The sequence below is a fragment of the Allorhodopirellula solitaria genome (genome assembly GCF_007859855.1).
GTDB lineage: Bacteria > Planctomycetota > Planctomycetia > Pirellulales > Pirellulaceae > Rhodopirellula > Rhodopirellula solitaria.
This window is the reverse complement of sequence record NZ_SJPK01000001.1, coordinates 142982-169835: the sequence shown is the minus strand read 5'-3', so window position 1 is coordinate 169835 and position 26854 is coordinate 142982. Positions and strand designations below refer to the sequence as shown.

The window sequence follows — 26854 nt, the reverse complement described above, 5'->3', positions numbered from 1 at the left end:
AATCGCGTCAAGAGTTCCCCCCCCCCCTTAAACTGGATTGGATACTGAAATGAATTTCCGAATCATCATCGAAATGTTGGTCAAATACTTGCCCGACTTGATTGAGTGCCTTTCGCGAATGCCGAACGAACGACGGACGAGACTGCTGTCGATGCTGGAGGACGATCGTGCGCGATCGTTGTTGCTTCGTCTTCTGGAGCGTGAAGCAAACTCCGAGGAACTGCAAAGTCTACTGGCCGAGCTGGCGAAGTCGGCGAAATGAATTACCCCTTCGCACGCGCCCAATCCCATCCACAGAGCGATCCAATGAAAAGTGCAATCTCCATCGTTGTGTTGACGACAATCTCGGTCATGATCAGCCCAACCGCAAACGCGACTTGGCCAGATGACTTAAAATCGATCTGGCCGGCAAGTGTTTGCAAGGCTGACGGCAACTGCAATCAGCCGCAGTCATCCTCGACGCAACCGCCACCTGCCATCATCGACCGCACGGACGTTGCCAGCGTCCATCGCGTTCGCTACGAATCGTCGGTGCATCAGCAAAGCTATGCGGTTCCATCGACGGAACTGCGACACGACGGCTACCCTGGAACATCTATGTCGGGACACACGCAAGTCATCGGGCGACCAGTCTCGATGGCATTCGTCCAGCCACTGGGGCAACCAATGCAAGTGCGCACCGCCTACTTTGTGCGTCAGCACGCATTGCCGGTGACGGAAAATCGCGTCCGTGTTTATCAGACGACGTCCGAGGCTTGCCTATCATCTGCGTCGTGGCTGGCGAGCAGCAGCATGGCCCACGGGCCGGTACAATTGCACGTACGCCAAGTGAGGTTGGTTCGACGAGCCATTCCGCTCCTTGGAATCCGGTCATGCGGAGGCGTCCGCTCACGTTGACGCACCGATTCTGGTGATGCTCATTCGGCGTTAATAGAAAACGCCTGCGACAACTACCTTCGCGGGCGTTCTGGCTCTGACGAACGTGGATTGGAGCTTGTTTTGTGGGGGAGGACTAGTATTGCAACGACTCGTTCTTATTCCCTCGATACTCGGTTTTTGGATATTGTGTATTAGTGACCAACAAAACGCACCGCGACTGCGGTTCCTATGCTTCGAGAGGTATTCGCGAAGGAATCATTCAGTCATTTTTCGATTGCGTTTGTTTCTAGACAAACGCAAAGAAGCCCACACCGGTCGTTCCGGTGCGGGCTTCTTTTGAGTTTGATGTGCGATTGGACCTCAGTCACCCCGTCTTTGTAGCTCGGCGGTCAGTCGTCCAGGATGCCGGGATAGCTGGGCCAGTCGTCGCCCCAATCGCCAGGATGCACGACAGGGTAGTCGGGCATTCCGGGGTAGGCTTCGCCGGGGTGACCGGGCGGTAGGTTGTCTGGGTACGAATTTCCGGGCGGTAAGTGGTATGGATGGTCGGGTGGCAAACGCGGCCAGATGTGCGGTGGCAATGGATTCTGGATCACCACCGGTTCTTCAGGCGGCGGCGGCCACGGGAAGTCCTCGGGATACCATGGCGGGCGCGGGCCTGGCTCGGGATAGCCGGGCGGATAGTCGTCGGGCCAGACCGGTGGCGGTGGTTCGGGCGGTGGCGTCAAGATGATCGGGCCGTCGTTGTCGTCTTCTTCCGGTTCATCATCATCCTCGGGTTCGTAAGGTGGTTCGCTGCCGGGAGGATCGAACGGGGGCACGAACGGATACGGTGGCATCTCGGGGTGGTATGGGTTCGGCATTATTCGGCAGTCCTTTGCAGCGGGTTGGGATGAACGAACTTGGTGCGATTGCTGGGGCACAGACCGCACTGCGGGATGGCTTTGGTTTCGATGAACGTGCGAAGTTCAACGTCGGTCGCGTCGAACGAGCAAGCTTTGTAGTCGCGGAAGAGTTGCCACTCGGGGATGGTTTGCAACTTCAACTTGGCTTCGAGTTTTGCGAAATACGCGAGGGCCGGGCATTTCCAAAGTCGAATCTGAAATAACTGAGTGCATGTTTTCTGCATGCAAACTTTGAACGCGGCGGTGGGCTTGGAATCGAACGGCATCGGTTTGCCGCTCTCGACGTTGTACTGCCGCATCCAACCTTGGTGCGATTGGCGGACGTTGATTTGTACACCGTGAAAATCTTGTCGCCACTTCCAAACGAGTTCGCGGACTCTGCGAAATCGCTTGGCGTAGGATTCGTGCGTTCCGTGTTCACTGACTTCGAGACGGCATCGGGTTTCGCGAAGCACGATCGGAAGATTCGGGAACCGATTCAGGAAGAAGCCGTTGGTCACGAGCATCAATTCGCTGTCGGGCCAGTGTTGCCGCGCAAGCTGAATGTGTTGCTCGATCGCGGGGTTGAGCAGCGGTTCACCACCCAGCAACGCGAACCGCTTCGGTTTTAGCCGATGCGACCACTTCGAGTACTCGGTGTCGGCCTCTTCAACGGTGGGCAGTTTTCCCGCGAGGTGATGGTTTGAGTAGTGACTGCACTGCTGACACGACAAATTGCATCCGTGCGCGATGTGGTACTCAAGTGCCGGCAGGTTGTGTCGTTGCATCGGCTTCCTCCGTAGCGCGAAGGTGGAAGCGGCGAGCGTTGATACCAAGCCGCAAAAGGAAACGGGTGAGCATCAGGTGCGACGAAAACGTGTCGTCCGATTCCGAGAGCTGCGACGCTCGAAGATCGGGATTGTTTGACCACGTCCCGGTGACGATTAGGTCAGGATAGGCAGCCAGCAAATTGGCGACGGGCTGGACGCGGAGGATTGGGCCGATGTCGTAGGTCGCCGGTGGCGTGCTCCCCCACTGGCTGATCAAGTCTCGCGATCGCTTGTTGCCGGGGAACGGAAGTTCAATCAGATCGTTTCTTTGCCAGCGGCAATCCGGCAGGTAATGTTTGCTGGATTGAATGAAGTGGTAGATCCAAGTTTGCATCACCGGGTTGGCGGCCCACTCGAGCATCTGCACCATGCTGGTGTTGAAATCAGGTGGCAGGAACTCGATGGCGGCGGGATGGTCTTTCCACAACTGGTTGATGATGAGCGATTCGTCGGTCGCTTGATCGTTCGCCCCGTGCGTGACGATCAGATATTGAGCGATTCGCTCAAACATTCGTGCGAACTTCTGCGTGCCGTACAGATACAAACCACCGTTGGGATGCATCCAAGTCGGCGCGGGCTTCATGTGACAACGTTTCGCCCAGATCTCATGAGCACGCTTTTGCCAACCACCGTTGTCAAGTCGATTGTGGGCACACTGGCGATCGGACACCATCGCGAATCGGTCAGGCGAAACAAGCTCAAACGGCGACGGGCAATCCGACCGAATCACCATGTCGTTGTCGAGTTGCAACACATGCGACGGTCCGAACAGTTTTCGCACATGACCGCAGACAAACATCTTCTGCCAGAACGGATGGCACGGTTGCAAGTCGCCGCGAATCCAATGCAGCTCCGCGTCCCAGCGGACGGCCGCAGCCTCGTAACTCTCGCGAACGTTCTTTGGTGCTCGCCGCGGCGGCAGGTCCAGCACTGCGATCACTCGTTGTGGTTTCGTCATTTCCATATCACTCGCTCCAATCCATGTTTGCGAAGGCTGGCTTTCAAGAATTCAGGTCGGCGACGAACGTAGCCCGGCGGATCGACGTGTTCGTGTTTGAACGAATGGTCGATGTCGCAGGCCACGTTGACACGAGCAATCTTGCATCGCCAAAAAAAATCCCAATGCTCTTCGACTTTCAACGATTCGTCCCAACGAATTGCTTGCAGGATGTCGCGGTAGGCCACAAAGCAGTTCCCGACGTAGTGACACCAACGAAGCGAACCATGCTTCTTGAAATGCCCACCGGGAATCCGCAGCGTCTTGCCCTCGACCTTGAGCAACTTGGGACGTTCTTGCTGGTTCGACAACGCGGCGAGCAAGTCGATGTCGTGATGTCGGTTCAGTTTGCGAACCAGTTCTGCCAACCGCGTCTGTGCCGTAACGAGGTGGTCGTCGTCGGTGAACACCACAGTCGGCGTGTCGCCGGCATCGAGCAATTGATTGCGGCCGGCGGATAACCCGATGTCGTATTCGGTCTCGATGATTTGGTCGACCATCGCGGCTTCGTCGGGACAGATCGTCGAGAAGCGAAGTTCCGGCTGGCCATCGTCGAGAACATGGATTGTCGGTCGGTCATCGCCGTAGTGTCGGTGAATACTGCGAACGAGTGCGGCGCAACACTGCGGCCGATGGATCGTCTTGATGCAGAAGGTGACTTGATCACGCACGAACAACACCTCCGCCGGGGTAACGCATTGAGTGAAAGCCGTGCTTCTGGAGTCCCATCGAGCGGTACGTCGATCGCTTTCGCAGAACGCGGTAGTCGGACGATTCGACGTGGGCGTGTTTGATGAAGCAATCGCCGGCGACCGCGACTTTCAGTTCGGCCAGCTTGGCTCGGTAGAAAAACTCCCAGTGCTCGAAAGTTTTGAGTTCCTCGTCCCAGCGGAGGTTGCGAATCGTTTCAGTGCGAGCGAGGAAAGCGTTGGAAGACATATCACACCACGCGACATAACCGTTGCGGTGTGTCTCACCACGGTGAATCCAGATTCGTTGTCCGTTCATCAGCTTGGACAGCATCGTCGGGCGACCGCCGCTGCCTTGGCGGACACCGAGGATGTCGACGTCTTCAGTTGTGAATCGTTTACAGAGTCGATCGAGGTTCAGGTTGGGCGTGACGACGTGATCGTCGTCGAGCAGGAACATGAACTCGGTTTGGACCGCATCAACAGCGAGGTTGCGGCCGATGCCCACGCCCACGTCGGGTGTCTCGGTGTGGATGACCTGGCAGCGTGCAGCGGACTCCGGGTATTTTTCAGCGAATCGTCGATCGGGCTGGCCGTCGTCCACCACGATGATGGTTGGGTTGTCGATGTGTTTGAGTAGCGATTCGACCAAGCGATGGCATGACCACGGTCGGTGAATCGTCTTGATGCAAAACGTAATGTCAGACAGGTTGACCAAGTGCTTCACCAGATATTGAGAATTTGCCGACCGACTCGCATGACGTGCCGATAGTCTTTCGGTCGGCCAGCGTGAAGCTTGCTGCGGAGCAAAACCCTTACCGGTGGGACGAGACCGTAGCGTGATCGCATCGAGATGTCGTAGAGCGGATCGAAGTCAGCGTCGGTGTGACCGCTCGGCCGGCTGATGATGTCCATGTGCGGCGTGCAATGAATACGTGCCGATTGGCAAGGTGGGACCGCGTCGGGATGATCGCGGAACAGAATCTCATGCGGACCAGCGATCTCGCGGACCGCGTCTTTCCAGCCTTCCATGCCAAGACTCGGATCGAGCCACAAGTCGGTGTCGGGTTTACCGAAACTGAATCCGTGAACCTGCAACGCGAAGGTGCCAAACAGCAAATAGCGTGACTTGATTCGACGCAGCACGTCATTAACATCGCGGTTGATCATTTGACAACCTCTCCCGTATTACGGGCGATTCCTGTCTCCCACCAATCTTTCAGCAACGCGTCCGGCACCGATCCGTTGGGTTGGACCAGTCGCAAAACGTGACGGTGGTGTGTGATGCGGATGGTGGAGTAGTGACGGACTTGGCTGCGATCGCGGCAGTTCCACTCGGCCGGCAAGATGAATGATGGCACTGCATGGAGGAGTAATGCCTTGGTCAACAAGACCTCGTCGTTGCCGCCGTGGTAGATGCGTCGCCAATGAGCGAGTGCGTCGAGAACACGCTGGCATTTCTTGAGCATCAGGACGCCGGAGTTCATCGACGGCACACCGCAGATGCGGACTTTGTCGCAGCGTCGTGAACGTAGATCGCCTCGTAGCCAAAGTCATCGTTGAGCAAACCGGTGGGCGTGATTGCGGTGGGACTCAGCACAACCGTGTCTGCATCGAGGTAGACCGTTCGATCGAACGGCAGCCATGGGATGAAGCGTGGTTTGACGTGGTAGCCGCCCGTCGCCGAGACCTCGAAGCGGTACTCGACCGACGGGCACGCTTCGGCCGGTTGGTTGGTGAACAACGCAACCGGTACGTCCGGGCAATGGAAACGCAGGGACGCGATCGACCGGCGAAGTTGCCACAGCGATTTACCACCGATGGCGATGTACATTACGCCGAGGTCTTCGGTTGGCTTGGGGAGTTTTTCAGCCATGCTTTCGCAGGTCAGGGTTCACATGGTCGATCGCGGATGAGATCTCCTCATCGGTGGGTTCGATGCCAAGGAACTCGATCAGGTTCTTGATGACTTCTTCGGGGTACGTCACCAGTTCGGCGAACTCGATGCGGAAGACCGGGACGTCGGGATGAGCCTTGATGAACGCGTCGCGGTGTTCGAGCAGGCTCTGCTGTAGCGTTTCGCATTGCTCGTCGGTGCCGGCGAACCATTGGCCTCGGTGCTTTTCGCTGCGCGATTGCAGCGATCGGATCGACGCTTCGATGTCCCGTTCGACGCTGATGATCCGTAACGAGTCGCCGAGACCCGCATGGAGATGTTCGACGAAGCGACACAGGTGCGGGTACTTGGCTCCAGCGACAGTCTTGTCGCGGTTCGCTTCGGCTTTGCGGGTGACGATCCAAGACTTCAGTTGCTGGGTGAGTTGGGTGTCGGACATCGTGGGATCGACGGCGGGGAATCGCATTGCCTTTTCACAAAGTTGTGCGAGTCCGACCGCTTCGCCTCCGCCGGTGGTTTCGTACCCGCCGAGTTGGTTGCCCATGTGGACACCGAGGTGGTGCATGACCATCGCGACGCAGGATGTGCCGGCACGGTGTGGACCGAGGACGGCGTAGAACGGGGCGTCAGAGTGGTCTGCGTTCTTGGCGTCGTTGAAAAACCGCGTTTGACTCCACTTGCGACCGCAGATATTGGACTTGGTCGGCAATTGGCCGACGAGCCAGCGGTCGGGCGTGTAGACGGCGATGGATTCTTTATCGACGTTCTTGCCTTGCACCAACGCTTGATACCGACGCTGGGCCAGGCGACCGAGGTGGTGGTCGATGTGGTGTTTGGTGTGCCAATCGTTCCAATGAAGGTGACGATACAGGGCCTTCATGTTGTCTCGTCCGCGAACCATGAACGCATGCGTGCGATTCACGTTGTACGGTCGGTAGACCCGTTCGGTGACCTTGTGTGGCGGATGCTTGCCGGCATAGAGGTGTTGGCCACCCAGATACGCCAGTCCCCAATCGGCCGGCAGTTCGCTGACGTATTCGACCAACCGTTCTTGGAAATCCTCGCCAAAGCCGGCGTCGTCTTCAAAGACAACGTACGAGTCGATGCCTTCGAGCAAGCACTTTTCGAGGATCAGGCAATGCGATCGGTAACAGCCCCACGCTCCGTTGCCGGCCCGCCATTGCGGAGGCGTTGCGATGTGACGACCATCGACGGCGGCGAACCGCTCGGGTTGCGGGAATGGCCATGGTTGCGGCAATTGCTTCATCCAATCACGCAAACGATCGCCACGGCGGTCGAGGTTCATCAAGAAGCATCGTTCGACGATCTTGTTATCGGTGGCGATCATCGTTGTCATCCGGCTCGGGTGCTCCGTCGGGGAACTTGCGTTGGAACTTTCGGATCGCTGTGTTGACGAGCGATTTCGCGATGACGCGGGTGAACCGTCCATGGGGCATGCCTCTCAGTTGGGCTTCTTCGAGTAACCATTCGGTGATTGTGTCGACGTTGCGAAGACACCCTTCGACGCCCCAATCGTTCATCGTGTCGACGCGAGTTTCGCAGTTGCACGTTTCGCTCGGCTTGGCAAACCAAGCCAGCATCTTTTTGAGTTCATTGCCGGGACCAGGCCGGTAATCCGCGATCTTCAGAGTTGCAGGTAACTCATCGCGGTCGGGCATGTAGTTCGCCAGCATCGCGGACAGTTCACCGACGTCACGTTTCCGCCGGCGTTTGTTGACCAACGCCATCCCGATCGTGACTACATTGATCGCTCTTGGGTTGGACTCGTTTTGGCAGGCGTTGCACGCGGCCGGCGAAGTGCGGACTTTGCAACCCGCCATGCCGGCGGCGACTTCGCACTGGTTGTCAGGCGTGAGGTGAGGGCAGTGGATCATGCGGACACCGTTACCACTTCGCCGTCATACGAACCGCTGCTCGACGGTGGGTCGCCGGCGTCCTCACAGTCGCTGCCTTGCAGTTCCCAGCCGCACGACCAGATCCAGGTGGATTCGCAAGCGTCGGATGAACCTTCGCTGGACTCGCCATCTTCGGATGGTTCGTCTTCGCTGCCGTCGGTCGATGGTTCGTCTTCCGATTCGTCAACTGATTCTTCGCTTTGCTCGGATGCGGAATCGCCGGAATTGTCGCTGGCGTCGGAGCCTGATCCGTCACTAACGCCGGATGATCCGCCGCCACCTGAATCGTTTTCGGATGTTTCGTCGGATCCGGAGTCGTTGTTCGATTCCGATTGGTCTCGTGAGTCTGAACCATCGGAGTTGGAAAGGTCAGAGTCGGATGCATCGGATGTTGAATCGTCCGAAACCGATTGATCGGATGTTGAATCGTTGGACGGCGACCCATCCGAGGTCGAATCGTGTGATGATCCTGAGCCGTCCCAGACCGAGTAGCTTGGGTCTTCGACAGAGCCACTTGGGTTGTCTGAAGTGCTTTGGTCCGATTCGTCGCTTTCGGACTCGCTTGCCGACGGCGTTGAATCGGATTGGGATGCCGATTCGGAAGGAGTTGATTCGCTCGATGGAGATCCGTCAGAAACTGAACTGTCACTGACGTCGGATGATTGGTGGCTGGATGAAGACCATGAGTCGTCAACCGTTGAGTATGATTCACTTTTGGATTCGGACGGCGTTGATTCGGAAGCGGAATCGGATTGTGAGTCGGACTCAGATTGTGATTCGCTGGATGGCGAACCGTCGGAGACTGAACTGTCGCTGCTATCCGACGGACTGCCAGAGGACGGCGTGCTGCTGGACGAACTGTAGTCCGTGACCGTTGAATACGAGCCCGAACTCTCGGGCATTGATGCTGAACTATCGGATGGCTCGCTCGCTGATGATTCCGAAACACTCGATGGGCTGTCAGACGATGGTTGCGATGAATCGGACGATGCCGATGAATCGCTGGATGATGAATCAACGACCGAGGACGAACTCGGACTATCCGATGATGATTCGTTGGATGAACTGCTGCTCGATGAATCTGTGACCGTTGAGTAGGAGCTTGAACTTGGTGGCGTCGACGATGATGAATCGGAAGGTGTGCTGCTGGACGAGTCCGAGACGCTGGATGATTCGCTCGACGAAGAATCCGAGACGCTCGATGACGAGGAGTCGCTTACTGAAGAAGAGCTTGGCGACGATGACTGGTTGCTAGAAGATGACGAGGGCGATGAAGACGAGTTGCTCGACGATGACGGGATCGACGATGAGCTTGAATGCGAACTGCTCGACGGCGATGATGAACTTGGTGATGACGAACTCGGTGACGATGAACTTGGGGAAGATGACGAGCTTGATGGCGAGCTACTCGAACTCGACGACATGCTGCTTGAGCTCGAACTGCTCATCGAAGAATGACTCGATGAACTGCTGCTCGGTGATGAACTACTGCTGCTCGATGGGCTGCTTGATTTGGACGAGCTACTCGACGATGACGATGAAACGCTGGATGATGAGCTACCGGATGAAGACGATGAGCTTGACGAACTGCTTCCGTCACAGCATCGGCAACCGATCGTGACGTAGCTGCCGGTGTCTTCGTGAAAGTGCCCGATGATTTGTTGGCTGGGCAACAACGCGTAGTCGCACACGTTGTAGACCGAGACTTTGACGCCGATGGGTTTCCACGCGTTGCCATCGAACCGTAGCTCGCGAGCCATTCCCCACGACTTGGCTTTCAGTCGCTTGGTTGGTTTGCAGAGCAGCGTTTGCTTGGGCGGGTCGACGACCCACGATCGGTGGCCATCAAAATTGACGACGAGGTACTGGTCTTCGCCGCTGCCTTCGATGGGGCCGCGAATGCGTTGGGCGGAGTGATTGCGAGCGGTGATGCGGACGGAATCGCCGGCTGGATCTTTGACCGCTTCGATCTCGCCTTCTTTGTCGAGCTCAAACAGATCGCAGTCTGCTGCGCCGGTTCGCATTCCCTTTCGTGATGCGATGCCGCCTTGGGGTACTTTGACGAGGTAGACCGGATCGGCAGGCCGGCCGACTCGCACGACCGCCCATTGCCGGCCAGTTTGATTGGGATCTTTTCGCCATAGGATCTGGGCCGATCCGTCTGGCTTGGATTGCAGTGTGTCGCCACCAGACTCGGCCACGTCGGCGAAACGGTGCCACGTTTTGGTGACATCGACTTGGGCCGCGACCACGCCATCGAAGACGACTCGGCCGACTTCGTTGTCACGGATGGGTTCAATCGCGACACCGACGCGGCCAGTGTGATCGTCTTCGGTCGGTTTGGCCGTTTCGATCGTAGCGTCGCGAACGAAGCGAGCCAGTTCGACTGGGCCGGCGTTGGGGTCGGTGAGTGGTGACTCGAAACCGACGATACCGCCGATCGGAACGACTGCACCGGATTTGTTGTGGACACGAACCGTGGAAGCGTTGCGTGAGTGTGTTCGCGGGCCAGCACCGCCGGGCAGTCCATTGCGATGAGACGCATCGGCCGCCGACAGCAGTCGGTTGTATTCGACCGCCGTGATGTTGAGACTGTCACCGGGTCGAACGCGTCTTGCCAACTATGAGATTCCAAGTGCGTTGAAGTTGCCTTCGGGATAAACCTGTTCGACGTAAGCTGCCGCGGGCGTTTGCAGCACACGGTCGCCGACGACTTCTTCGTCGTGTTTCACCCACAAGTAATCCCAACCACGCTTCGACACTGTGCCGATGTCGCCGAGTTGCAGAGCGGGCTGGTTGGGTCGAGCGGCGAAGTGGTAAGTGATGTCGACCCAGTTGTTGTCGTCCTCGCCGCCCTCGCCACCGAGGAACAACGCTTCGCCGGGGCCGAAGATCGACCACGGTGTGCCGTTGGTCATGCCGGTCATCGCGACGACGGCCAGAAGATATGAGGTCGAAACGAACTCGAACTTCTTGCGGACCGAGAACTCGAATGCCGGCACCGTCACGTCGACGCCGGCCACGCCTGAATCGCTGACGCCGATGGCACTGCGGTAGTTCGGTGCGATCTTGCCGGGAGCGGCGTAGATGCCACGCGTGCCGAGCGATTGATTCAGGTGCGTTGTCGCGCCCATTGTATTAAACGAAACCGGATCGAGTTTGGTTTCGGTCAAGTTCGCGGTGACGATCGCGTATTTTTCATTGATGTGTTCCGCGTCGATTCGCAGGAACGGGATCAACTCGGGCTGCGTTGTGCGGAAGTGTTGTAACAACGCACTGGCCGCCGCTGCAGGATCGACACCGCCACCTCCGGAACTGGCCACGTACGAAGTCGTGTCTGACGTTTGGGTGCCGCGGGTTGCCTTGGGCGACAACGCGGCGACTTCAAAGGTGTATCCGCCGGCGGAAATGCTCATCAGCTAAACACCAATCCGCCGCCGTTGGACCGTTCGGCCAACTTGCGAGTGTTCTGAGCGGTTTCCACGATGGCGCGTTGGACGTCCTCGCTTAAACCCAGGCCCGAGCGTTCGCCGGTTTGGTCGAGGTTCCCGCTTCCGGCCGCGAGTAAGACGTTCGACTTCATGAGGTGTTGTCCGATGGCGATGAGTCGTTCGTTGATTTGCTGCAAACCCGAGTCTTGGTTAATCGCCGATTCGGCTTGAATGACTGGTTCGGCTTCAGCATCCGGTTCTTCGGTTGCCAACTTGGGATCAGCGTCCGCGGCCGGTTCGTCGAGTAGCAGCATCGGTGCGGCGATGACTTCGGGTTCGACCGGATCGTCGATCGGATTCAGCTTTTCGGCCGGTTGCAACGCGATCGGTTCGAGCTTGCGGGCACCGCTGCCGAAGTTCAGTCCCTTGGCGTCGAACTTGCCGGTGACGGATTCGTTCGATGATTTGTCGCCGACGTCGGTTCCTGAAAAGTTGTCGATCGAGGCTTGGGCGTCGCGGTCGAGTTCCAGGGCGACCGCATCGTCTTCGAGCCTTGCCGGCGGGAGTTTGACTTTGCCGGCTTCGTTGCTTTGATTGGTGATGGCAGCGGCTTTGGCTTCCATCGCGGCGATGCCGGCTTTCAGCTTTTCGATCCGTTCGTCACCGGCAGCCTCTTCACCAGTCATACCGGCGTCGGCTTGGGCGGCCTCGAGAGACGCTTTGGCTTCGGCGATCGCGGCAGCCAAGTCATCGTTGATTCGTGGCGGATTGGTGTTGGTGTCAGCTGGTTGACCGTCTTCGGACGGTTTGAGTGCGTTTGCTTTGTCGATCGCGGCTTGGAAGTCAGCTTCGGCTTTGGCGACTTCGTTTTGACGGTCGGCTTCGGCTTGTGAACGCTCGGCTCGTTTGGCTGCGGCGTCGGCTTTGGCTTGCTCCCGCATTTGGTCGAGTGAATCACGCACGCCGGCGGTGAATTCTTCGGTGTCGGCGACGCGTTGGTCGTTCGTCTTCGCGTTGGCATCGAACTGGCGATCACGTTCGGCATCGACGGCGGCGTTCTGCTGGTCGGTTTCGGCGTCGATGGCAGCGAAATCGGCGTCGAGGTCTTGGCCTTCGCGAGACTTCTTTCTCTGATCGAGTTGGCGTTGCAGGTCTTCTTGCATCGCTTTGCGGTTCGCTTCGATCTCCGCTTTGCGTTTGCGTCGTTTCTCGGCGCGGCCGGCGATTGCCGTTTGGCGTTTGCGTTGCTCTTCGAGGTTGTTGGCGTTGGTTTCGTTGTCGATTTTGCGGACTTCGGCTTCGACGTTGATGTCGTCGTCGAACAGTGATTTCAGTTTCACCCATGCTTTGCGGAGGAAACCGACCGTGCTGTTCCACATCTTGCGGACTTCGCCCACGAACACCGACCATGAATCAGCCAAATAGTCGATCGTTTCCACCCAGGCACCCTCGACGCCGGCGAGAGCGTTGACGAGCACACCGCCGATTTGGATTGCTACGTCACCGGCAATGTCGACCAGTTCGTGGAGTTTCAGGAATCCCTTCTTGAGGAACCCGACTGTGTTGTTCCAACCTTTTTGAACGGCAGACGTGAGGATCGTCCAACCGTCGGCGAGGTAACTGACCGTGCTGTTCCAGATTGCTCGCAAGCCGCCGAAACCTTGAGCAAGTTGGTCGGCCAGTTTGTAGATCGCGTCTCCCCAGGCGTCAGACAGGTATGCGGTGAAACGTGACCACATGCCAGACAACCAGGTCGTGCCCTTGGTCCATTGCAATTTGATGTACGACCACAGAACGTCGACGGCCGCGTTGATGTCACCGGCGCGGAGAGCGTTGGCGATCGCACCAAACGCGGCCAGCGTGTTGGCTTTGAGAGTTTGGAAGGCTCCTTTGAGGAACTCGATCGAGCTGCCGATGACTCCCGATGTGTAGAGGAAATAAGCACCGAGCGCGACGACGCCGGCAACGACCAAACCGAGCGGTGAAAACAACAACGCCATCGCACCGGCCGCAGCACTGATTGCCCCGGTGAGTAGCCCAAACGCACCCGACAATCCCGCGGTGACCGCGGCATAGACTCCGGCGAGTGCGATGTTGATCTTCTTCACGGCGGCCAGTCCGATGAAGACGGCTTTGATGCCGGTCCCAACCGCTTTCAACACTGCCCACGTCGCTGCGAGTGTTTTCGATGCAACGGCGAGACCGAGCGTGATGCCTTTGAGGGCGATCATCGCGGCACCGACTCCGTAAGCGGCGACTTTGATTGCAGCGAACCCAGCAACGGCGGTTAGGATTGCCGCCCGGTTTTCGTTCGCCCACGCAAGCGTGCTGCGAAGGAGACTGCCCACAGCGGACAGCAATCCGCCGGCGAAACCATCGAGGCTGGCCGACAATTGATCCCATGCATCGGACAAGGCCGTGACGCCTTGTTTCCAGAGGCCTCGCAAGTAAGCCCACATGACCTTGGCCGCGCCGGTGATGTCACCTGACGCGAGTGATGCGGCGATAGCTTTGAAGGCGGCCTGTGAATCGACGGCAATTTGAGCGAACGCGGTTTTGAAGAACGCGGACACTCGGGCGAGCAGTCTAGAGGTTTTGGCGAGATAGACGCCCAGTCCCGCGACGCCGGCGACGACTAAGCCGATGGGTGACAGGAGTGCAGCGACGGCTGCGCCCGCCATCCCGACAACACCGCCGATCGCGGAGAAGATACCCAGTAAGCCGCCGACGGCAACGGATGCTGCGGCGGCGGCTGATCCGATTGCGAGCAACGCGGCACCGGCGGCGACGACACCAGCAGCAACCAACGCGGCGATTTGTACGGCACGTTTGTTTTCGCCGATCCAATCGGTGATGGCGGATGCGGCGAACGAGAGGTTTTCAGTTAGTCGTTGGATCGGCTTTTCGAGAGCTTCACCGATAGCGATGCGGACCGCCTCGAATGAACTGGCCAGAACACGGAACGCTCCGCCGAGTCCGGATTCCATCTTGTCGGCGGTTCGTTTTGCGATACCTCCGGCACCTTCGAGTTCGCCGAGCAACTCACGTGTGTCGGTGACTGTCTTACCGATCGCGGATGCGGCGGTGATGCCCAGCATCCCGAAGACTTCGTTGAACTTGGCTGCTCGGTCGGACGAGCCGAGGTCTTTGGTGGCTTCGGCGACTTCACCCAACACATCGACCAGCGGTCGAGCGTTGCCGGCTGCGTCTTTGGTGGCAACCCCGAACACCTTCTGAAATTTCTCGGACTCCGCAGCGGACAGGGTTAACAGACGCTTCAGTGCGTTACCGGCGGATGAACCCTGAATGCCGACGTTGCCAAGCGTTCCCAGGATCGCGAGCGTTTCTTCGAGGCTCATGTTCGCATCGGCCGCGACGGGGCCGGCGTATTTCAGTGCTTCGCCGAGCGACTCGACACTGTTGAACGATTTGTTGGCGGCGGCGGTGAGTGCGTCGGCGACTCGCGGGGCTTGGCCGGCTTCCATGTTGAATTGGCGAATCGCGGCGGCGAAGATTCCCGACGCGAGCGTGGCGTCGGTGCCGGTCGCTCGGGCGAGGTTCATGACGCTGCCGGTCATGTCTTCAATTTGCCGCGGATCGAACCCGGCACGGCCGAGTTCCGTCATCAGGCTCGCGACTTCAACGGCCGAGAAACTGGTGGTCGCTCCGAGTTGTTTCGCCTTGGCGTTCAAACGATCGAACGCTGCGCCAGTGGCTCCCGTGATCGCGGCGACTTGTCGGATCGCGTCGTCGTACTCGGCAAACTTTTGGATTCCGGCACCCAGCGGCGCGGCCATCGCGAGACCAAGGCCCGTCATCTTTGCACCCAGCAACGAGGTTGATGAGGCAAACGAGGACAATTGTTTCTGTGCAGAACGCAATCCTTTCACCAAAGCTGAGTTCTTCAGCGTCAGTTCGACGAAAGCGGCTCCGGCACGGACTTGGGACATGGGTCGGAAGTTTGAGGAGTGACGGGTGAAGGGTGAAAGGTCGCACCGAGCAACGACGCGACTTGTTCAACCGATGCCTTCGCTGGTCCGGGCCGCGTGGTGACGCACGGATTGAAATCGTCTGGTTTGAAGGGCTTGCGACGACGTTTGCGATCGCGATTGACTTCGGCGGTGATCCACACGAGCGTGCTGGCGAGTTGCCAATCGTGTTGACGGCGGGCGTCGGCCATCCAGCACATTTGCCGCAGCGTTAGCGGTCCGGGGTCGACGCAGAGGATGCCGGCGAGGCGGAAGATTTCGCGTTCAAGCCGGGTACCTCCAGGTTCGATTCCAGCTCCGCGACCATCCGGTCCGCCAACGTCGGGTCGTCCAGCTTCCGATGCAGCATTTCCATCCCGCGTGCCGTCACCTCGCGTTGATGCGACACCGCTTTGGTCAGCAGACGGCGTTGGTCCTCCGGGAGGAAGTCCAACAACGCTTCGACGAGGGCGTTGCGTGCTTCGGTCAGGCAATCGCCTGAGAGGCCAGACTCAAACGCTTCTTGGTCGACGGAGTCTTTGTCCGCTTGCGGTTTACAGACCGCGAACAGAACTTCACCAAGCAAGAGAAAGTCTTGCGTCATTTGCGGGATGAGGTCGCCATCGACCGCATCGAGCAATCGAACGCCGGCCAATGTTTTGACGCGGCGAAGCGTGGTGTTGTCAATGTCGACGATCCAAACGCGACCTTGGCGGTCAACGAACTTTTGCATGGGATTCCGTTCTGTGGTGGGATAGCGATAATTGCATATCGGTTGCATCGCGAATTGTTCGTGGTTGCCGTTCAATCAACCCCCAACAAGCGGCATGCGATGAGTCAGCATCAAGAACTTCTTCAAAACCTTTACGACGCGTTCAACGAACGCGAGATTGAGACCATCATTTCGACGATGCAGCCGGACGTGAAATGGGCCAATGGTCTTGACGGTGGCTTCGTTCATGGTCGCGATGAAGTGCGTCAGTACTGGACGAGCCAGTTCGAGAACATTCGATGCGAACTTGAAACGTTGAGTTTCGAGACGGATTCAGAGAATCGCGACGTCGTCACGGTTCACCAAGTCATCAAAGATTTGCAAGGCAATGTCTTGGTGGACACAACGATCCAGCAAATCTTTACGGTCAAAGAGGGTTTGATCAGCCTCTATGAAATTGGTGATACCGAAACGATCAAAGAGAAAATTGAAAAGGCGAAGTAAAAGGTTTGATCAGGGACCGCCGCTACCAACGTTCATTCCGCCACCAGACGACGATTGGGTCGGTTTCAGAGTCACGTCGGCCGATACCACTTCCTCCAGATTTTGGTTGACGTTGAAGTTCATCACTTCGCACGTCAGCGTCAGCGATCCGCCAGCGTCGGAAACCCCAACATCGGTTGGCGTGCCGGATGACCACAGACCTTGCAGCATGCCGAAGGCGGTGTCTCCGTTCTTGTTGAGCACGGTGAACTCGATCGACGCGTCTTTAAGCGTGCCAACGGTGGCTCGCCAGCCGTTGTTGTCGCGGGTGGATGCGTCGGCTTCGGCTTTTTCGAGACTGACCGTCAGGTCTTTGACGTTTTTGATCTCGGCACCGTCGATGGTCAGGACGGCGTCGAGACCGAGTTTTACTTCAGCGGACATAGGGTTTCGTTTCCATCCGTGGACAGGGATTTACTTGACGGAGTCCCGCCAGAACTTGGGGAGTTGAGATCGGTGCGTGTCGAGGGCCGGCTTCATGAATGGGCGTTTGGGGTATCGCCTTGGTTTGCTTGCCCCACGTCGCTGGTTCTCTTCGTCGATCAATCGGCGGGCTCGGTTGGCTTGGGCGGCGGTTCGCAGTTCGATGCGAGCAAACTTGCCGGGCCGGATCAGTCGTATTGGGCCGTGTTGGCCGACTCGGAAGCGATGCCGTTTGAGTTTGCGACGTTTCTTGGCAACGCCGCCGAACTCGTGGAGATTCCAGAGTTGGCCGGCGATCTCGTTGACTGGGCCGATGACAACGCCCGGAGTGCTTCGATCGATTTCGTAGCGGAACGATCGTCGCAACCGGCCGGTGGGCGAACTGGGGGCGGTTCCGGGCCGCGACGGGTTCTTGCGTTTGCGGATCGAGCGGTACGCAGTCTTGCGAATCGCACCGCCGGCATGACCGAGCGAATTGAACGACGCTTGGTCGGCCCTCTTCTTGACGCGGTTGGCGTTGAAGCGAACTCGCGTCCGAATGTGGATCACTTGGCGAGTTCAAACGTGAGCGTCAGCAGACTCGTGAACTGATTGAACTGCGTCCAATGCTCGGATGAGTATAGAACCGCGTTCTCGACCTTGATGCAGCGAGCAGCGACGTAGGAGTTGAGTCGCTTGAGACGGAAGTAGTCGGCCAGTTCTTCGACGAAGAAGATCAGCGGGTCGATCTCTTTGGCTTCGCCCTTGCTGAACTTCTTCTGGATGGCGACGTCGATCGTGGCGTGGAACTTGTTTGTGGCTCGATCGAGCGGGAGGTATTCGACCTCGCGAGGCACCACGGTGACTCGCAGTTCCTTCATGTCTTCGAGATCGAAGTCGGGAACGTAGAGTCGTTGTGCCGACAGGTTCTTCTTGGAGAAGTCGCCGGCGTTGATTTCGGAGACGACGCATTCAGCGATTTGAATGACGGTGGCGGGAGTGGCGGCGGCTGTCATGGGATGGTGTCGACCAATTTGGTGTGAATGCGAAGTTTGACGCGGAAGGGGTCGCTGTATCGCCACGGAGGCTCGTTGCCGATCGACATCAGTTCGTAAACGAACGTGGTGTCGCCGTCGGTTTCGAGGATGCGATCGCCTCGGCGGGGCCAGGTTCCGATGACGCTGCCGAGCAGGTCTTGGGTGTTGATCAGAAAGTCGCGGACTTGGGCGCGGGTGATGACGCCTTCGCCGTCGTCCTGTTCGTATTCGGACTTACCGATCGTGGCGGGCAGTTCGACGGAGAGTTCATCGCGTTGGTAGATGACGCGGCGCGACACGAACCGGGTCAGCTTGGCAGAGAGCCAAGACTGACCCTTGTGAAGCATGTCGCTCATTTGGCGGCGGTGCGTTTACGGGTTCGCGTTGCGGCTGGTTTCGCTCGTGATTTCGGAGCCGGTGGTTCAGGCTCATCCTCGACTTCGGTGTTTGCGAGGTTCGTTGCCAAGTCGCCGATGAAGCGTTTGACTCGGGCCTTGAAGAACTGACCGATGAAGTAGAAGACGAAGAAGCCGATGATGGACCAGGTCACGATGTCTTTCACGGAAGGGAACGGCCAAAGTTCTCGCAAGCGTTCGCCGGGACGACGGAGCAGATGGTTTTCAAGTTCACCTTGCTCACGGTTTCGTGGCAAGCTCGGGAACAGTCCACCGCCGCCACGGTCTTGGCCGTATTGCTGAGGTTGTTGTTGGCGTTGCGGCAACGGGCATTGACCGTTGGGGCAGTTGCCGGCGGTTGTGAGGTAGCAACCGCAGTTTTGGCAGCAGCTTCCTTGGTAGGCGAGTGCTGGTGGGCTGGATTGCGGGCCTTCGGTCACCGAGTCCTGGTAAAGCAACATGATGTCGCGATCGGATCCAGTGGCGGGGATGCCGCTTGGCAAGCGTTGGGCTCGGATGGATTCAACGTCGCGTTCGATCGCAAACGGATCGGAGTATTTGAGGATGACTTCGTCCGATTCCCCTTGGTTCTCTTCGCCGTCGGGAACTTCCGGCTTGGTTTCGACCTTGGCGTCGGGTTCGACTTCCGTTGCAAGAGGAACAGCGTTCGGTGGTGGCACCAGCAGCACGGACGATGTGGTTTGCTTGCCACTCAAGCCCGCCCAAACTTCTTGATGTGTCATCGCGATGCCATAACCGTGCGTTTCGCCTCGGCCATCGAGGCCGTGACCACCCGAGTCGGTGCTTCGCCACGCGATCAAGCCGATGATTTGGGCTTCGCCTCCGTTGACGTCGAAAATCGCACTGCCCGATCGTCCGCCCGCTGGCATCGGCACGAAGTGAATCGTGTCACCTCCGTTGGCTTGTCGGCGAAGGGCGAAACCTTCAAAGGCAGTCGGCCATCGCCCGCTTGGGCAACCGACCGAGAAGATGTTCTGGTAGTTGAACGAGTCCTGCGAGTCGGCGAGCGGGATCACCGGCGGGCGGTAGTTCCCCAGAGCCCGTCGGTCGACGCGAACGACCGCGATGTCTCGGTAAGCTCGTGGGATGTAAGCGACGGCGACCGTTTCAGCTTCGATCGGCCGCGACTGGTGACCTTCTTTCCAGAACTCGACTTGGACTCGATTGCCCAGCCCCGTGCCGGCAACGTGAGCGTTGGTGAGAACGTAGAGATGTTCTTCGCTTTCGCGGAACAACGTCCCGCTGCCCATCGAGTTGCCGTTGCGGATTCGCACGGTGGCTTCGCGGCAAGTGTCGTGCAAGTCGCCGGCGATCGCGAAACCGGGTGCAGCGATGGCAAGCGTCAACGCGAGCAAGATTGCCTTCGTCGATCGGATCGAATCACCGATGATCCAGGCGGCAAGGAGAAGTGTGACCAAAAGTTTGACCTCGAACGGCAGCAGAAACACGAGAACAACACCGCCGGCTGCCACCCAGAAGCGTCGCGATTGAAAGAGCGATTGCAGTTTGTCATCCATGGGATGCGTCCTTATTGTTTGAGTCGCACCAACACTCGCAGCGTGCTCGGCGGTGCATCTTCGACGGCGATGCCGATCATCGAATGTTGGTAAGCGTTCTTGATGACGTGGTGACTGATCTTGGACCAGTAAAGAATCGTGCCGGCGGGGATGTTGGTCGTCGGGTCTTTGACAAGGTTGAAGACGCCGGCGAGCGTGATGCTGCCGCGTGAGTTTTCGCAGATGCCGTACTTGGCGACGCCGACGAGTTTTTCAAGCACGACGACGTTGCCGGCTGGGATCTCAACGTCGGTGATGATCGGGACCGTCACGCCTTCGTGGACGTACGCCGCCCCGATGGGTGCGATGATTGAGTTGCTCACGTTGGCTCATCACTGGCTCAGGCGAACGCGGATAACGTTGTCGGTTGGTGCGGCGTCGGAGATAACTTTGCCGAGCAGCACCGAACCATCGGGCACGGCCGTGACGATGCCGTCAGTGGTCGCGTAGATCAGTTGGCCAGCGGTGTAGGTTTCGGCATCAGCGGAGTCTTTGGGCATGTCAAACACGCCTTCGACCGCGATCGAACCGAGCGTGTCGGCTTTCAGGTCGCGTTTGGTGATGCCGACCAAGTCACCTTGGATGACGAGCGAACCAACGGGTACGTCGACGTCGGGCGTGAAGTCGATCTGTTTGCCGTCGTGGATGTATTGAGCTTGCATGGGAGACCAGATGGGGAGTGGGGAGTGGGGGAGTCAGGGAGCGATTCGGCAAAGCGATCACTCGCCGGCGACTTTCACGGCGGCTCGGTGATCTTGCGAGTTCACACCGAAGTCGATGTAGGAACGGAAGCCCATGCCAAGCGTGTTCGGTGGCATTTCGACGCGTTCGATGATCGGCGTGCGACGACCGTTGAGGAACACGATCTCGAACGCCGGCAACACTTGCGGGTTGGCGAACAGGTACCACGCTGCCGCACTCGCACCGGGGTAGTAGCTGTCCGACAGGTGCGGAGTGCTGATGATCCGGTACTTGTTGCGGTGCGGGTTATCGACTGGGATCTTCGTGGGTGATCCCTGGGCGTCGATCATCAACTGGGATGAACCCATCAACAGTTCAGCTTCGGTTTCCAACTCGACTGGAACGACCAAGAACTCGGGCCGGATGTTGATCGGCTTTTGGTCCTTGGGTTTGCCGCCGGGTCCGGCTTTCTGCTTACGGAACGTGGTCTTGGCAACCGTCAGTGCGTCGGGACCAAACTTGGTGTCGGCACCTTGCAGCAAGTTGGCGTTGGACGACGAGAAGAAGCCGGCGTTCTTGAGCAATAACGTGAAGAACAAGTCGTCGATGGACTCGGCACCCGAGCGTCCCATTTGGCGCGGGATGTCCATGAAGGCTGACAGGTCATCGTTGATGATGTCGTGACGGGTCAGCGTCAGGATTTGACCGTAGGTGTCGGCTTTGTTGCTGTATTTCTGTTCCGACAGCTTTCCGTGTTTCAATTCGCCGTCGGGTGCGACTTGTTCAAAGCCGCCGGTTCCCAACAATCGGTATCGGGCCACTTCTTTAAAGTCGGTCACTGTACCGACGCTGCACAGATCGAAGGCGGCGATCGGCGTGTTTTGGTAGGCCGCCAGCAACGTCTTGTTCATTACGTTTTCCATGATGCTGGGCAGGCTCATGGAACTGAAACCGGCGCGGATGGTCGCCGTACCGTCGCCGAAGACCCGCGGAACGTCGATGCCTTCGCTGCGGGCGCACTCGGCGACGAGTTCTCGCAGTCCGATGTGACGCAACGGGTCGGCGGCGTTAAGTGTTTTCTCGCCGTAGCCGGCCAGCAACACCTTTTCTTCGATGCCGACTGAGAGACACGCGGCGGCTTCGAGGATTTCGCGGTTGTAACGCGGTGAGTTTTGCGTTTGATCCGGTGCCTTGGGGCGTTCGCTTCGCAGCACGGCGAGTTCCGTTTTGGTGATGGACCAGCCTTGCTCGATCGCGTCGGCTTCGATGTCGGGATGTTTTTCAGCACACAACTTGCGAATGCCAGAGATGCGTCGGGATTCCGCGGCGGCTTCGGCACGCATGTCGTCGACCGGAGATGTTTGTTTGGACGGCTTCGTTTCGGTCTTTGGCTTTGTGCTCATGTTCAAACTTGCGTTGACGGGTTCGAGGTCGTCCGTGGATTCGGTGTCCGGTTCTTCGGGTTCATCCGTTTCGGCCAGTCCGGCAGCGACGCGGGCTTCGGTGTTGTCGTCGGCACCGAGTGCGACGAAGGAGACTTCGCCGAGCGTTGACTTGCGGGCGATGTAGACCGGGCCTTTGTGATCGCGTCCGTTTGCTTTGGCTTCCTTGCCTTCGGGGATGAAGACGACCTTGTCGGCGCTGGCACCGAGCGAGGCTTGCCAGGGGAAACCGTTCTCGCTGGTTGCGATAACTTCTTGCGCGGTCGCTCCCACGCCACTAATGACGCCGGCAACAACGAGTGATTTGTCGTGGATCGCGATGTCGTCGGTGTGGCCAACGATGCTCCCGCGATCATGATCTTTGAGGATCGGACGCGACTTGCGGGTCACTCGCATGCCTGCGAGATCGACAACGACCGGGTAAGGCCAACCACCCAGCCGCATCGCTCCGCCGGTGTAAGCGGTCATCGAGAACTTGCGGAGTGCTGCCTTGCCTTCTTCGGGTACTTCGGCGGCGGCCAACGTGATCGTTGCTGCGTCATCGCAGACAATGCGAAGTGAACTCGGGACCGATTCGGCTTCGGCTTCAATTGGTTTGTTGTTGAGACTTTTCGGCATTGTCTTCCGTGACCTTGGTTTCGGGTGGTGAATCAGATTCGTCGGACTCGATCGTCAGACCGAGGTCACGCATCAGTGCGAGTTCTTTCGCACGTTGTTTAAGTTCCGTCTCCCAGTCACGCCCCTGCCGCGCGAATTCGATCGCCAGAGTTGTCGTGTGACTGGCGAGACGGATCTTTTGGGCGTTGGCCTCTTTGGCTGGATCGACATGTTCATGCCCATCCCAAAACCATTGATGCTCGAACGTCGAATCGAGCGTGCGAAGCGAGTTGGGCAGATAGCCCTCAATGAGAATGGCTTCGCGGAGCCAAGCGTTCAGAATGCGATCCAGTACAACGCGAGCAAGTTGGGTTTGCTCGACGCGGATCGACTTGAAGTAGGTTTGGTGGTCTAAACGGCCGCTCGCATAGTTGTAGCCCGAGGAGTTCCCGGCGGCGACGTTGAACGGCATGTTCAAACAACGAGCGATCTCGTTGAGGATTTCCTTCTTGAACTCGGCGTAGGTTGTCGAAGGTTGTTCCGACTTCATCTGAGACATTTTCCAGCCGCCCGGCATCGTGAGCAGCATTCGCTTCTCAAGTTCGATGGGCTCGAACGGTTCGGCCGAGTCGGCTTCGCCGTTGGCCGGTGCATCGGTGTAGAGAATTCCGGCGAAGTCTGCGGCGGTCTCGGCGGCAGCCAGCACGGCAAGCGTGAACCGCCGTAGTTGAGCGAACAACGGTAGCGCCGGCGTGATGTCGGGAACGCCGCGGATTTGTCCGGGCCGATCGCAGCAGAAGTAGTGCAGGACCGCGGCGGATGGGATCGTGTTGTACTCTTCCTCGTATGAGAAGAAGTCATCGCCAGGGTGATGACGGAGCACGTCGTAGCTGATTGGGTTCCCATCCGCGTCGAACCGGATGCCGTCGATGTATCGAGACGTGTCATTCACAAGGGTCGGCGATGCAACTTGATCGGCTTCGATCAATCGCAGGTCCAGTTTGCCCCTCGCGTCGACGCGTTCGTTGCTGGTCAGCAAACCAAACGATTTACCGTCCGAAACTCGAGCAAGCCGCATCGTTCGCAGCTTCTCCGCCAGACCAATCGCTTCGGCCCAAGCGAAGAACTCAGCCTCGACAAAACGATTCGCGGCATCGTCCGGCGTGAGCATTTGCAATCGCGGACCGGTGCCAACCACATCGTTGGCAAGTGTAAGCGTGATTCCTCGTGCGTAGCTGTTGTTGGCGACTTCGTATCGGGACCGATTGCGAAGCGTGCGACGAACTTCGGGACTGTTCGCGGACGCGGACGACAACCCGTCGGTCCGCGACCAGTGCTTCATATTGTCGAGCGTCGTGTTTGCCGCGTCGTACTTCGCTCGCAACCGTGAAAAGAAGGGCTGCCGGGGCGAGCGTCCAGAGGCGTCGGGGCGACGATCGCTCCCGCCGCGCAATTGCTCGATAAACCCTGACAAACGTTTCAGCATCCGTGCCGTTCCTATTGCCGTCCCCGGCAGCCCTTGTGCGTATGTATCTAAGAAAGATCAGCCAGCTGAAGGCGGCACGATCTTGTTGAAGCGAAGTCCGCGGTGAGGTTTCGCAACGGCTTTCTTGCCAGCGAGATGTTTGTCGGCCACGATCTGGTCGGTCAGCTTGTGCTGTTCGACGCTGCCGGCATCGCCCGATGCCTTCGCTGGCCCCGATGCGTTCTCGCGAATTTCATCTTCGAGGTTGTCTGGCAAAATTTGCAATCCTGGTGTGAAAGCGTTGTCTCTCTCAGGGTTACTTATGCAAACGGCTCGATCAAAATTGTGGAATCCGAAGAATTAGTTGAAAATAAGTTCGCAGATTAAATGCGTTCGCACTTCAACAAGCGGATGTCCAGGCAAAGAACTGCGTCGGCAGGAATCACGCCGGGGACTCCGTCGGAGCGATAGCAGAGATGCGGACCGGCGCGAAAGTTTCGGTGCCCGCCGACCCTCATTCCTTCGACACCGTATTCAACCGCTGCGATGACGTCACGTTTTCCAAGGACAAACGAATAGTCATCGAGAGATTGGACCAGCTCGCCGCGATTCAATCGAATCTCGAGACGAACGGTCACTCGATCGCCTTGCTCTGCGGTCGCTCCATCACCGACGGTCTCCTGATCAACCTTCAGCCCGGCTCGCATCGGAGCTCCCGGAATGTTGGGACAGACCTTTGCGGAAAAGCTCCATCGACATGCCCTCCTCGACAAGGACGCTTGTCACACCCAGTCGCGAGACTTCGGTGATGTTCCGCATTTCGTCGTCGAAAAAGAGCATCGACTCGTGTTCAAGTCCCGTGGCGTCCCGAAGAGCTGAGAAATGTTTCACCTTCGATGAGGGATAGATTTCTGCGAAAGCAAAGCGGTGAGTGGCCGCCAACAAATCGAGCAATTCTCTGGCCCACGCCGGTTGTTCGGTTCGCGAGGCCAATGCGATGGGCATACTTTGCGCGTCACAGAAATCTAGGACCGAAAGCACATCAGGATAAAACGTCACGTGCTGGTTTCGACGATCGAGAACGCGACCTCCGCTGGAACGAAACGGCGACGTCAGACAATCACACCAGGTTCCGCCACAATCCCAAAGTGTGAAGTCGAGGTCAAAGACGATCAGTTTGGGAGCGGCCACGGGTTCGTTATTGGATGGTAATTCGATTGAGCGAAGCCGCTGCACTTTCGGTCACAAAGCATTACGCTTTGGTGCAGCAAACTATCCCCGCCGAAAAGAGAGGAAAACAGCCCCGATGAAAGTCATTGTAGATTTGTGTGTCGTCCCGATGGGAGTGGGTGTCTCGGTGGGCAAGTACGTCGCCGAGTGTCAGAAAGTGTTAGACGAAGCTGGACTCAACCACCAAATTCACGCGTACGGCACGAACATCGAGGGCGAATGGGACGACGTGTTTGCCGCGGTCAAGCGATGCCACGAGCGTGTTCACGAAATGGGAGCGCCGCGAATCACGACCAGCATCAAAGTCGGAACCCGCACGGATCGCGGGCAGTCGATGCAGGACAAGATTGACAGCGTGGGTCGGAAGTGCGTTTGAGCCACCGACGTAGCACCGGGTTGCCATTGCTAATCGCGTTTTCTCCGCTGCATTTCTTTGAAACTGATTCTTTGCTGCTTCGGCGTCGCCTCCATGTCCGTGCCGAAGAGCAACGCACCCAACATCGGAACACCAACGGCGCAACCGACCAAGCAATCGAGCCGGTAGTCGGAGCGCAGGAGCACCGTGGCCGAAGGTGGAGACCACCTCGGAAAGTCTTGTCGGTTCCGTGACCCCGTCGTCCAGCAGCCGGCTTCAACGAAGCCGCGTTCGATCAAACGCGGAAAGTGTTTAGTCGGTTACGGCTGCTGGAAGCAGGCGTAACCCTTTGTTGGGGAAATAGTGCGACTAGCTTGAACGTGCGGGAGGGAACGGATATACTCGCTCGATGAGCTCGCAAATGTGCGGGCGTTAAACGACGCAAGCACGCACAGTAACAACCTTGCAGGGGAGTGTCTGGGCGCGCTTGCGGGTGGCGGAGTGGAGCCATAATCGGCCTCACCCCTAGGCTTATTATGGCTCCGCCGCCCCTTTTTTTCAAGCCGTAAAGGGGAAGAGGAGAGAGTCTCATGGCTCTTGAAATTTCAGGTTTCTCGTTCGAGGGGCCGTTCGCTTCGACCGACGACCTGATGGATCGCTCGGGCGTTTATGTCATCGTTGGCTCCACAGCGTCCGGCTATTCGCCGGTCGATTGTGGTGAATCAGCAGCGGTTAAGTCGCGGGTTTCGGCTCATGAACGCGCGACTTGCTGGCAGCGCCGGCATTCCGGCACGCTGATGGTTGCGGTGCTTTACACACCGGGCCAGCAGAAAGCGGCACGCGTGGCGATCGAGGCTCGGATTCGCCGCGACTTCGGCTTCCCTTGTGGGAAAATTTAACGAACGGCTGATCCGCTAGCGTGAACGT

Annotated in this window: 36 protein-coding genes; 11 read left to right on the top strand and 25 right to left on the bottom strand. The window is 58.1% G+C overall.

What is annotated here, in order from left to right:
- Nucleotides 1-49 precede the first annotated feature (49 nt).
- Nucleotides 50-262 (top strand): hypothetical protein, encoded by a 213-nt coding sequence (locus CA85_RS00715; protein WP_146389251.1) that lies wholly within the window; start codon nt 50-52, stop codon nt 260-262.
- A gap of 1006 nt (nt 263-1268) precedes the next feature.
- On the opposite strand, the gene CA85_RS00705 is transcribed toward CA85_RS00715, so the two are convergent.
- Genes CA85_RS00705 through CA85_RS00660 form a run of 10 tightly spaced genes read right to left on the bottom strand, consistent with a single transcriptional unit; the run spans nt 1269 to nt 8071 of the window.
- The gene (locus tag CA85_RS00705; protein WP_146389247.1) at nt 1269-1742 is read right to left on the bottom strand and encodes a hypothetical protein; all 474 of its coding nucleotides are present in this window, start codon (nt 1740-1742) and stop codon (nt 1269-1271) included.
- Nucleotides 1742-2551 carry a radical SAM protein gene (locus tag CA85_RS00700; protein ID WP_146389245.1) on the bottom strand — a complete coding sequence of 270 codons (810 nt, stop codon included), beginning with the start codon at nt 2549-2551 and terminating at the stop codon, nt 1742-1744. The genes CA85_RS00705 and CA85_RS00700 overlap by 1 nt, the downstream gene beginning before the upstream one ends.
- Complete coding sequence (locus tag CA85_RS00695) at nt 2523-3551, bottom strand: hypothetical protein (RefSeq protein ID WP_246112373.1); 1029 nt, start codon at nt 3549-3551, stop codon at nt 2523-2525. Before CA85_RS00695 ends, CA85_RS00700 begins: the two co-directional genes overlap by 29 nt.
- Nucleotides 3548-4261, bottom strand: a complete 714-nt coding sequence (locus CA85_RS00690; protein ID WP_146389241.1) for a glycosyltransferase family 2 protein — start codon at nt 4259-4261, stop codon at nt 3548-3550. Before CA85_RS00690 ends, CA85_RS00695 begins: the two co-directional genes overlap by 4 nt.
- On the bottom strand, nt 4254-5006 hold the full coding sequence (locus CA85_RS00685; RefSeq protein ID WP_246112372.1) for a glycosyltransferase family 2 protein: 753 nt from the start codon (nt 5004-5006) through the stop codon (nt 4254-4256). The genes CA85_RS00690 and CA85_RS00685 overlap by 8 nt, the downstream gene beginning before the upstream one ends.
- The gene (locus CA85_RS00680; RefSeq protein WP_146389237.1) at nt 5003-5449 is read right to left on the bottom strand and encodes a hypothetical protein; all 447 of its coding nucleotides are present in this window, start codon (nt 5447-5449) and stop codon (nt 5003-5005) included. The genes CA85_RS00685 and CA85_RS00680 overlap by 4 nt, the downstream gene beginning before the upstream one ends.
- A complete protein-coding gene (locus CA85_RS00675) occupies nt 5446-5766 on the bottom strand; it encodes a hypothetical protein (RefSeq protein WP_146389235.1) in 321 nt (106 codons plus the stop codon). The genes CA85_RS00680 and CA85_RS00675 overlap by 4 nt, the downstream gene beginning before the upstream one ends.
- On the bottom strand, nt 5763-6155 hold the full coding sequence (locus CA85_RS00670; protein WP_146389233.1) for a hypothetical protein: 393 nt from the start codon (nt 6153-6155) through the stop codon (nt 5763-5765). Before CA85_RS00670 ends, CA85_RS00675 begins: the two co-directional genes overlap by 4 nt.
- Nucleotides 6148-7524, bottom strand: a complete 1377-nt coding sequence (locus tag CA85_RS00665; protein WP_246112371.1) for a glycosyltransferase family 25 protein — start codon at nt 7522-7524, stop codon at nt 6148-6150. The genes CA85_RS00670 and CA85_RS00665 overlap by 8 nt, the downstream gene beginning before the upstream one ends.
- Nucleotides 7508-8071, bottom strand: a complete 564-nt coding sequence (locus tag CA85_RS00660) for a hypothetical protein (protein WP_146389231.1) — start codon at nt 8069-8071, stop codon at nt 7508-7510. The genes CA85_RS00665 and CA85_RS00660 overlap by 17 nt, the downstream gene beginning before the upstream one ends.
- A 540-nt stretch (nt 8072-8611) precedes the next feature.
- Here CA85_RS00660 and CA85_RS00650 point away from each other — a divergent pair.
- The 6 genes from CA85_RS00650 (at nt 8612) to CA85_RS00630 (ending at nt 10509) form a co-directional block, all read left to right on the top strand.
- Nucleotides 8612-8956, top strand: coding sequence for a hypothetical protein (locus CA85_RS00650; RefSeq protein ID WP_146389227.1), 345 nt, complete (start codon nt 8612-8614; stop codon nt 8954-8956).
- Nucleotides 8957-8959: 3 nt separating this feature from the next.
- On the top strand, nt 8960-9190 hold the full coding sequence (locus tag CA85_RS00645; RefSeq protein ID WP_146389225.1) for a hypothetical protein: 231 nt from the start codon (nt 8960-8962) through the stop codon (nt 9188-9190).
- 42 nt (nt 9191-9232) lie between these two features.
- The gene (locus tag CA85_RS00640; RefSeq protein ID WP_146389224.1) at nt 9233-9550 is read left to right on the top strand and encodes a hypothetical protein; all 318 of its coding nucleotides are present in this window, start codon (nt 9233-9235) and stop codon (nt 9548-9550) included.
- 4 nt (nt 9551-9554) lie between these two features.
- Complete coding sequence (locus CA85_RS24660; RefSeq protein ID WP_186774667.1) at nt 9555-9713, top strand: hypothetical protein; 159 nt, start codon at nt 9555-9557, stop codon at nt 9711-9713.
- A 217-nt stretch (nt 9714-9930) separates the two neighbouring features.
- A complete protein-coding gene (locus CA85_RS00635; protein WP_146389222.1) occupies nt 9931-10128 on the top strand; it encodes a hypothetical protein in 198 nt (65 codons plus the stop codon).
- Nucleotides 10129-10305: 177 nt separating this feature from the next.
- The gene (locus CA85_RS00630) at nt 10306-10509 is read left to right on the top strand and encodes a hypothetical protein (protein WP_146389220.1); all 204 of its coding nucleotides are present in this window, start codon (nt 10306-10308) and stop codon (nt 10507-10509) included.
- Nucleotides 10510-10713: 204 nt separating this feature from the next.
- On the opposite strand, the gene CA85_RS00625 is transcribed toward CA85_RS00630, so the two are convergent.
- Together CA85_RS00625 and CA85_RS00620 are read right to left on the bottom strand one after the other, a co-directional pair.
- On the bottom strand, nt 10714-11508 hold the full coding sequence (locus CA85_RS00625; protein ID WP_146389218.1) for a hypothetical protein: 795 nt from the start codon (nt 11506-11508) through the stop codon (nt 10714-10716).
- Nucleotides 11508-15473, bottom strand: coding sequence for a phage tail tape measure protein (locus tag CA85_RS00620; RefSeq protein ID WP_146389216.1), 3966 nt, complete (start codon nt 15471-15473; stop codon nt 11508-11510). The genes CA85_RS00625 and CA85_RS00620 overlap by 1 nt, the downstream gene beginning before the upstream one ends.
- 32 nt (nt 15474-15505) lie before the next feature.
- Here CA85_RS00620 and CA85_RS00615 point away from each other — a divergent pair, with 32 nt between their 5' ends.
- A complete protein-coding gene (locus tag CA85_RS00615) occupies nt 15506-15727 on the top strand; it encodes a hypothetical protein (RefSeq protein ID WP_146389214.1) in 222 nt (73 codons plus the stop codon).
- Here CA85_RS00615 and CA85_RS00610 read toward each other — a convergent pair.
- A complete protein-coding gene (locus CA85_RS00610) occupies nt 15724-16224 on the bottom strand; it encodes a hypothetical protein (RefSeq protein ID WP_146389212.1) in 501 nt (166 codons plus the stop codon). The two genes, CA85_RS00615 and CA85_RS00610, sit on opposite strands and share 4 nt — an antisense overlap.
- Nucleotides 16225-16323: 99 nt before the next feature.
- On the opposite strand from CA85_RS00610, the gene CA85_RS00605 reads away from it, so the two are divergent.
- On the top strand, nt 16324-16707 hold the full coding sequence (locus CA85_RS00605; RefSeq protein ID WP_146389210.1) for a nuclear transport factor 2 family protein: 384 nt from the start codon (nt 16324-16326) through the stop codon (nt 16705-16707).
- A gap of 9 nt (nt 16708-16716) precedes the next feature.
- Here the strand turns inward: CA85_RS00605 and CA85_RS00600 are convergent, their stop codons facing one another.
- The 12 genes from CA85_RS00600 to CA85_RS00545 form a co-directional block, all read right to left on the bottom strand.
- Complete coding sequence (locus tag CA85_RS00600) at nt 16717-17130, bottom strand: hypothetical protein (protein WP_146389209.1); 414 nt, start codon at nt 17128-17130, stop codon at nt 16717-16719.
- A gap of 30 nt (nt 17131-17160) precedes the next feature.
- Nucleotides 17161-17718: a hypothetical protein gene (locus CA85_RS00595; RefSeq protein ID WP_146389207.1), complete on the bottom strand. Its 558-nt coding sequence runs from the start codon at nt 17716-17718 to the stop codon at nt 17161-17163.
- Nucleotides 17715-18164 carry a hypothetical protein gene (locus CA85_RS00590; RefSeq protein ID WP_146389205.1) on the bottom strand — a complete coding sequence of 150 codons (450 nt, stop codon included), beginning with the start codon at nt 18162-18164 and terminating at the stop codon, nt 17715-17717. The genes CA85_RS00595 and CA85_RS00590 overlap by 4 nt, the downstream gene beginning before the upstream one ends.
- Nucleotides 18161-18541: a hypothetical protein gene (locus tag CA85_RS00585; RefSeq protein ID WP_186774666.1), complete on the bottom strand. Its 381-nt coding sequence runs from the start codon at nt 18539-18541 to the stop codon at nt 18161-18163. Before CA85_RS00585 ends, CA85_RS00590 begins: the two co-directional genes overlap by 4 nt.
- The gene (locus tag CA85_RS00580; protein WP_146389201.1) at nt 18538-20118 is read right to left on the bottom strand and encodes a trypsin-like serine peptidase; all 1581 of its coding nucleotides are present in this window, start codon (nt 20116-20118) and stop codon (nt 18538-18540) included. The genes CA85_RS00585 and CA85_RS00580 overlap by 4 nt, the downstream gene beginning before the upstream one ends.
- Before the next feature lie 11 nt (nt 20119-20129).
- Nucleotides 20130-20480 (bottom strand): DUF2190 family protein, encoded by a 351-nt coding sequence (locus CA85_RS00575; protein WP_146389199.1) that lies wholly within the window; start codon nt 20478-20480, stop codon nt 20130-20132.
- 9 nt (nt 20481-20489) lie between these two features.
- The gene (locus CA85_RS00570; RefSeq protein ID WP_146389197.1) at nt 20490-20819 is read right to left on the bottom strand and encodes a DUF2190 family protein; all 330 of its coding nucleotides are present in this window, start codon (nt 20817-20819) and stop codon (nt 20490-20492) included.
- Between the two features lie 57 nt (nt 20820-20876).
- Nucleotides 20877-22898: a phage major capsid protein gene (locus CA85_RS00565; RefSeq protein WP_146389196.1), complete on the bottom strand. Its 2022-nt coding sequence runs from the start codon at nt 22896-22898 to the stop codon at nt 20877-20879.
- A complete protein-coding gene (locus CA85_RS00560; RefSeq protein ID WP_146389194.1) occupies nt 22867-24363 on the bottom strand; it encodes a phage portal protein in 1497 nt (498 codons plus the stop codon). Before CA85_RS00560 ends, CA85_RS00565 begins: the two co-directional genes overlap by 32 nt.
- A 57-nt stretch (nt 24364-24420) precedes the next feature.
- The gene (locus CA85_RS00555) at nt 24421-24618 is read right to left on the bottom strand and encodes a hypothetical protein (protein WP_146389192.1); all 198 of its coding nucleotides are present in this window, start codon (nt 24616-24618) and stop codon (nt 24421-24423) included.
- Nucleotides 24619-24725: 107 nt separating this feature from the next.
- Complete coding sequence (locus CA85_RS00550) at nt 24726-25049, bottom strand: FKBP-type peptidyl-prolyl cis-trans isomerase (protein ID WP_146389190.1); 324 nt, start codon at nt 25047-25049, stop codon at nt 24726-24728.
- Nucleotides 25027-25533: a magnesium-dependent phosphatase-1 gene (locus tag CA85_RS00545; RefSeq protein WP_146389189.1), complete on the bottom strand. Its 507-nt coding sequence runs from the start codon at nt 25531-25533 to the stop codon at nt 25027-25029. Before CA85_RS00545 ends, CA85_RS00550 begins: the two co-directional genes overlap by 23 nt.
- A 115-nt stretch (nt 25534-25648) precedes the next feature.
- On the opposite strand from CA85_RS00545, the gene CA85_RS00540 reads away from it, so the two are divergent.
- Nucleotides 25649-25948 carry an MTH1187 family thiamine-binding protein gene (locus tag CA85_RS00540; RefSeq protein WP_146389187.1) on the top strand — a complete coding sequence of 100 codons (300 nt, stop codon included), beginning with the start codon at nt 25649-25651 and terminating at the stop codon, nt 25946-25948.
- 569 nt (nt 25949-26517) lie between these two features.
- On the top strand, nt 26518-26826 hold the full coding sequence (locus CA85_RS00535; RefSeq protein ID WP_146389185.1) for a hypothetical protein: 309 nt from the start codon (nt 26518-26520) through the stop codon (nt 26824-26826).
- Nucleotides 26827-26854: the final 28 nt, after the last annotated feature.

Coding starts and splice junctions, on each gene's coding strand:
- CA85_RS00715 (WP_146389251.1), top strand. CDS start 50: ATGAATTTCCGAATCATCATCGAAATGTTGGTCAAATACTTGCCCGAC.
- CA85_RS00705 (WP_146389247.1), bottom strand. CDS start 1,742: ATGCCGAACCCATACCACCCCGAGATGCCACCGTATCCGTTCGTGCCC.
- CA85_RS00700 (WP_146389245.1), bottom strand. CDS start 2,551: ATGCAACGACACAACCTGCCGGCACTTGAGTACCACATCGCGCACGGA.
- CA85_RS00695 (WP_246112373.1), bottom strand. CDS start 3,551: ATGACGAAACCACAACGAGTGATCGCAGTGCTGGACCTGCCGCCGCGG.
- CA85_RS00680 (WP_146389237.1), bottom strand. CDS start 5,449: ATGATCAACCGCGATGTTAATGACGTGCTGCGTCGAATCAAGTCACGC.
- CA85_RS00675 (WP_146389235.1), bottom strand. CDS start 5,766: ATGAACTCCGGCGTCCTGATGCTCAAGAAATGCCAGCGTGTTCTCGAC.
- CA85_RS00670 (WP_146389233.1), bottom strand. CDS start 6,155: ATGGCTGAAAAACTCCCCAAGCCAACCGAAGACCTCGGCGTAATGTAC.
- CA85_RS00665 (WP_246112371.1), bottom strand. CDS start 7,524: ATGATCGCCACCGATAACAAGATCGTCGAACGATGCTTCTTGATGAAC.
- CA85_RS00660 (WP_146389231.1), bottom strand. CDS start 8,071: ATGATCCACTGCCCTCACCTCACGCCTGACAACCAGTGCGAAGTCGCC.
- CA85_RS24660 (WP_186774667.1), top strand. CDS start 9,555: ATGAACTGCTGCTCGGTGATGAACTACTGCTGCTCGATGGGCTGCTTG.
- CA85_RS00625 (WP_146389218.1), bottom strand. CDS start 11,508: ATGAGCATTTCCGCCGGCGGATACACCTTTGAAGTCGCCGCGTTGTCG.
- CA85_RS00620 (WP_146389216.1), bottom strand. CDS start 15,473: ATGTCCCAAGTCCGTGCCGGAGCCGCTTTCGTCGAACTGACGCTGAAG.
- CA85_RS00610 (WP_146389212.1), bottom strand. CDS start 16,224: ATGCAAAAGTTCGTTGACCGCCAAGGTCGCGTTTGGATCGTCGACATT.
- CA85_RS00605 (WP_146389210.1), top strand. CDS start 16,324: ATGAGTCAGCATCAAGAACTTCTTCAAAACCTTTACGACGCGTTCAAC.
- CA85_RS00600 (WP_146389209.1), bottom strand. CDS start 17,130: ATGTCCGCTGAAGTAAAACTCGGTCTCGACGCCGTCCTGACCATCGAC.
- CA85_RS00590 (WP_146389205.1), bottom strand. CDS start 18,164: ATGACAGCCGCCGCCACTCCCGCCACCGTCATTCAAATCGCTGAATGC.
- CA85_RS00585 (WP_186774666.1), bottom strand. CDS start 18,541: ATGAGCGACATGCTTCACAAGGGTCAGTCTTGGCTCTCTGCCAAGCTG.
- CA85_RS00580 (WP_146389201.1), bottom strand. CDS start 20,118: ATGGATGACAAACTGCAATCGCTCTTTCAATCGCGACGCTTCTGGGTG.
- CA85_RS00570 (WP_146389197.1), bottom strand. CDS start 20,819: ATGCAAGCTCAATACATCCACGACGGCAAACAGATCGACTTCACGCCC.
- CA85_RS00565 (WP_146389196.1), bottom strand. CDS start 22,898: ATGCCGAAAAGTCTCAACAACAAACCAATTGAAGCCGAAGCCGAATCG.
- CA85_RS00560 (WP_146389194.1), bottom strand. CDS start 24,363: ATGCTGAAACGTTTGTCAGGGTTTATCGAGCAATTGCGCGGCGGGAGC.
- CA85_RS00550 (WP_146389190.1), bottom strand. CDS start 25,049: ATGCGAGCCGGGCTGAAGGTTGATCAGGAGACCGTCGGTGATGGAGCG.
- CA85_RS00540 (WP_146389187.1), top strand. CDS start 25,649: ATGAAAGTCATTGTAGATTTGTGTGTCGTCCCGATGGGAGTGGGTGTC.
- CA85_RS00535 (WP_146389185.1), top strand. CDS start 26,518: ATGGCTCTTGAAATTTCAGGTTTCTCGTTCGAGGGGCCGTTCGCTTCG.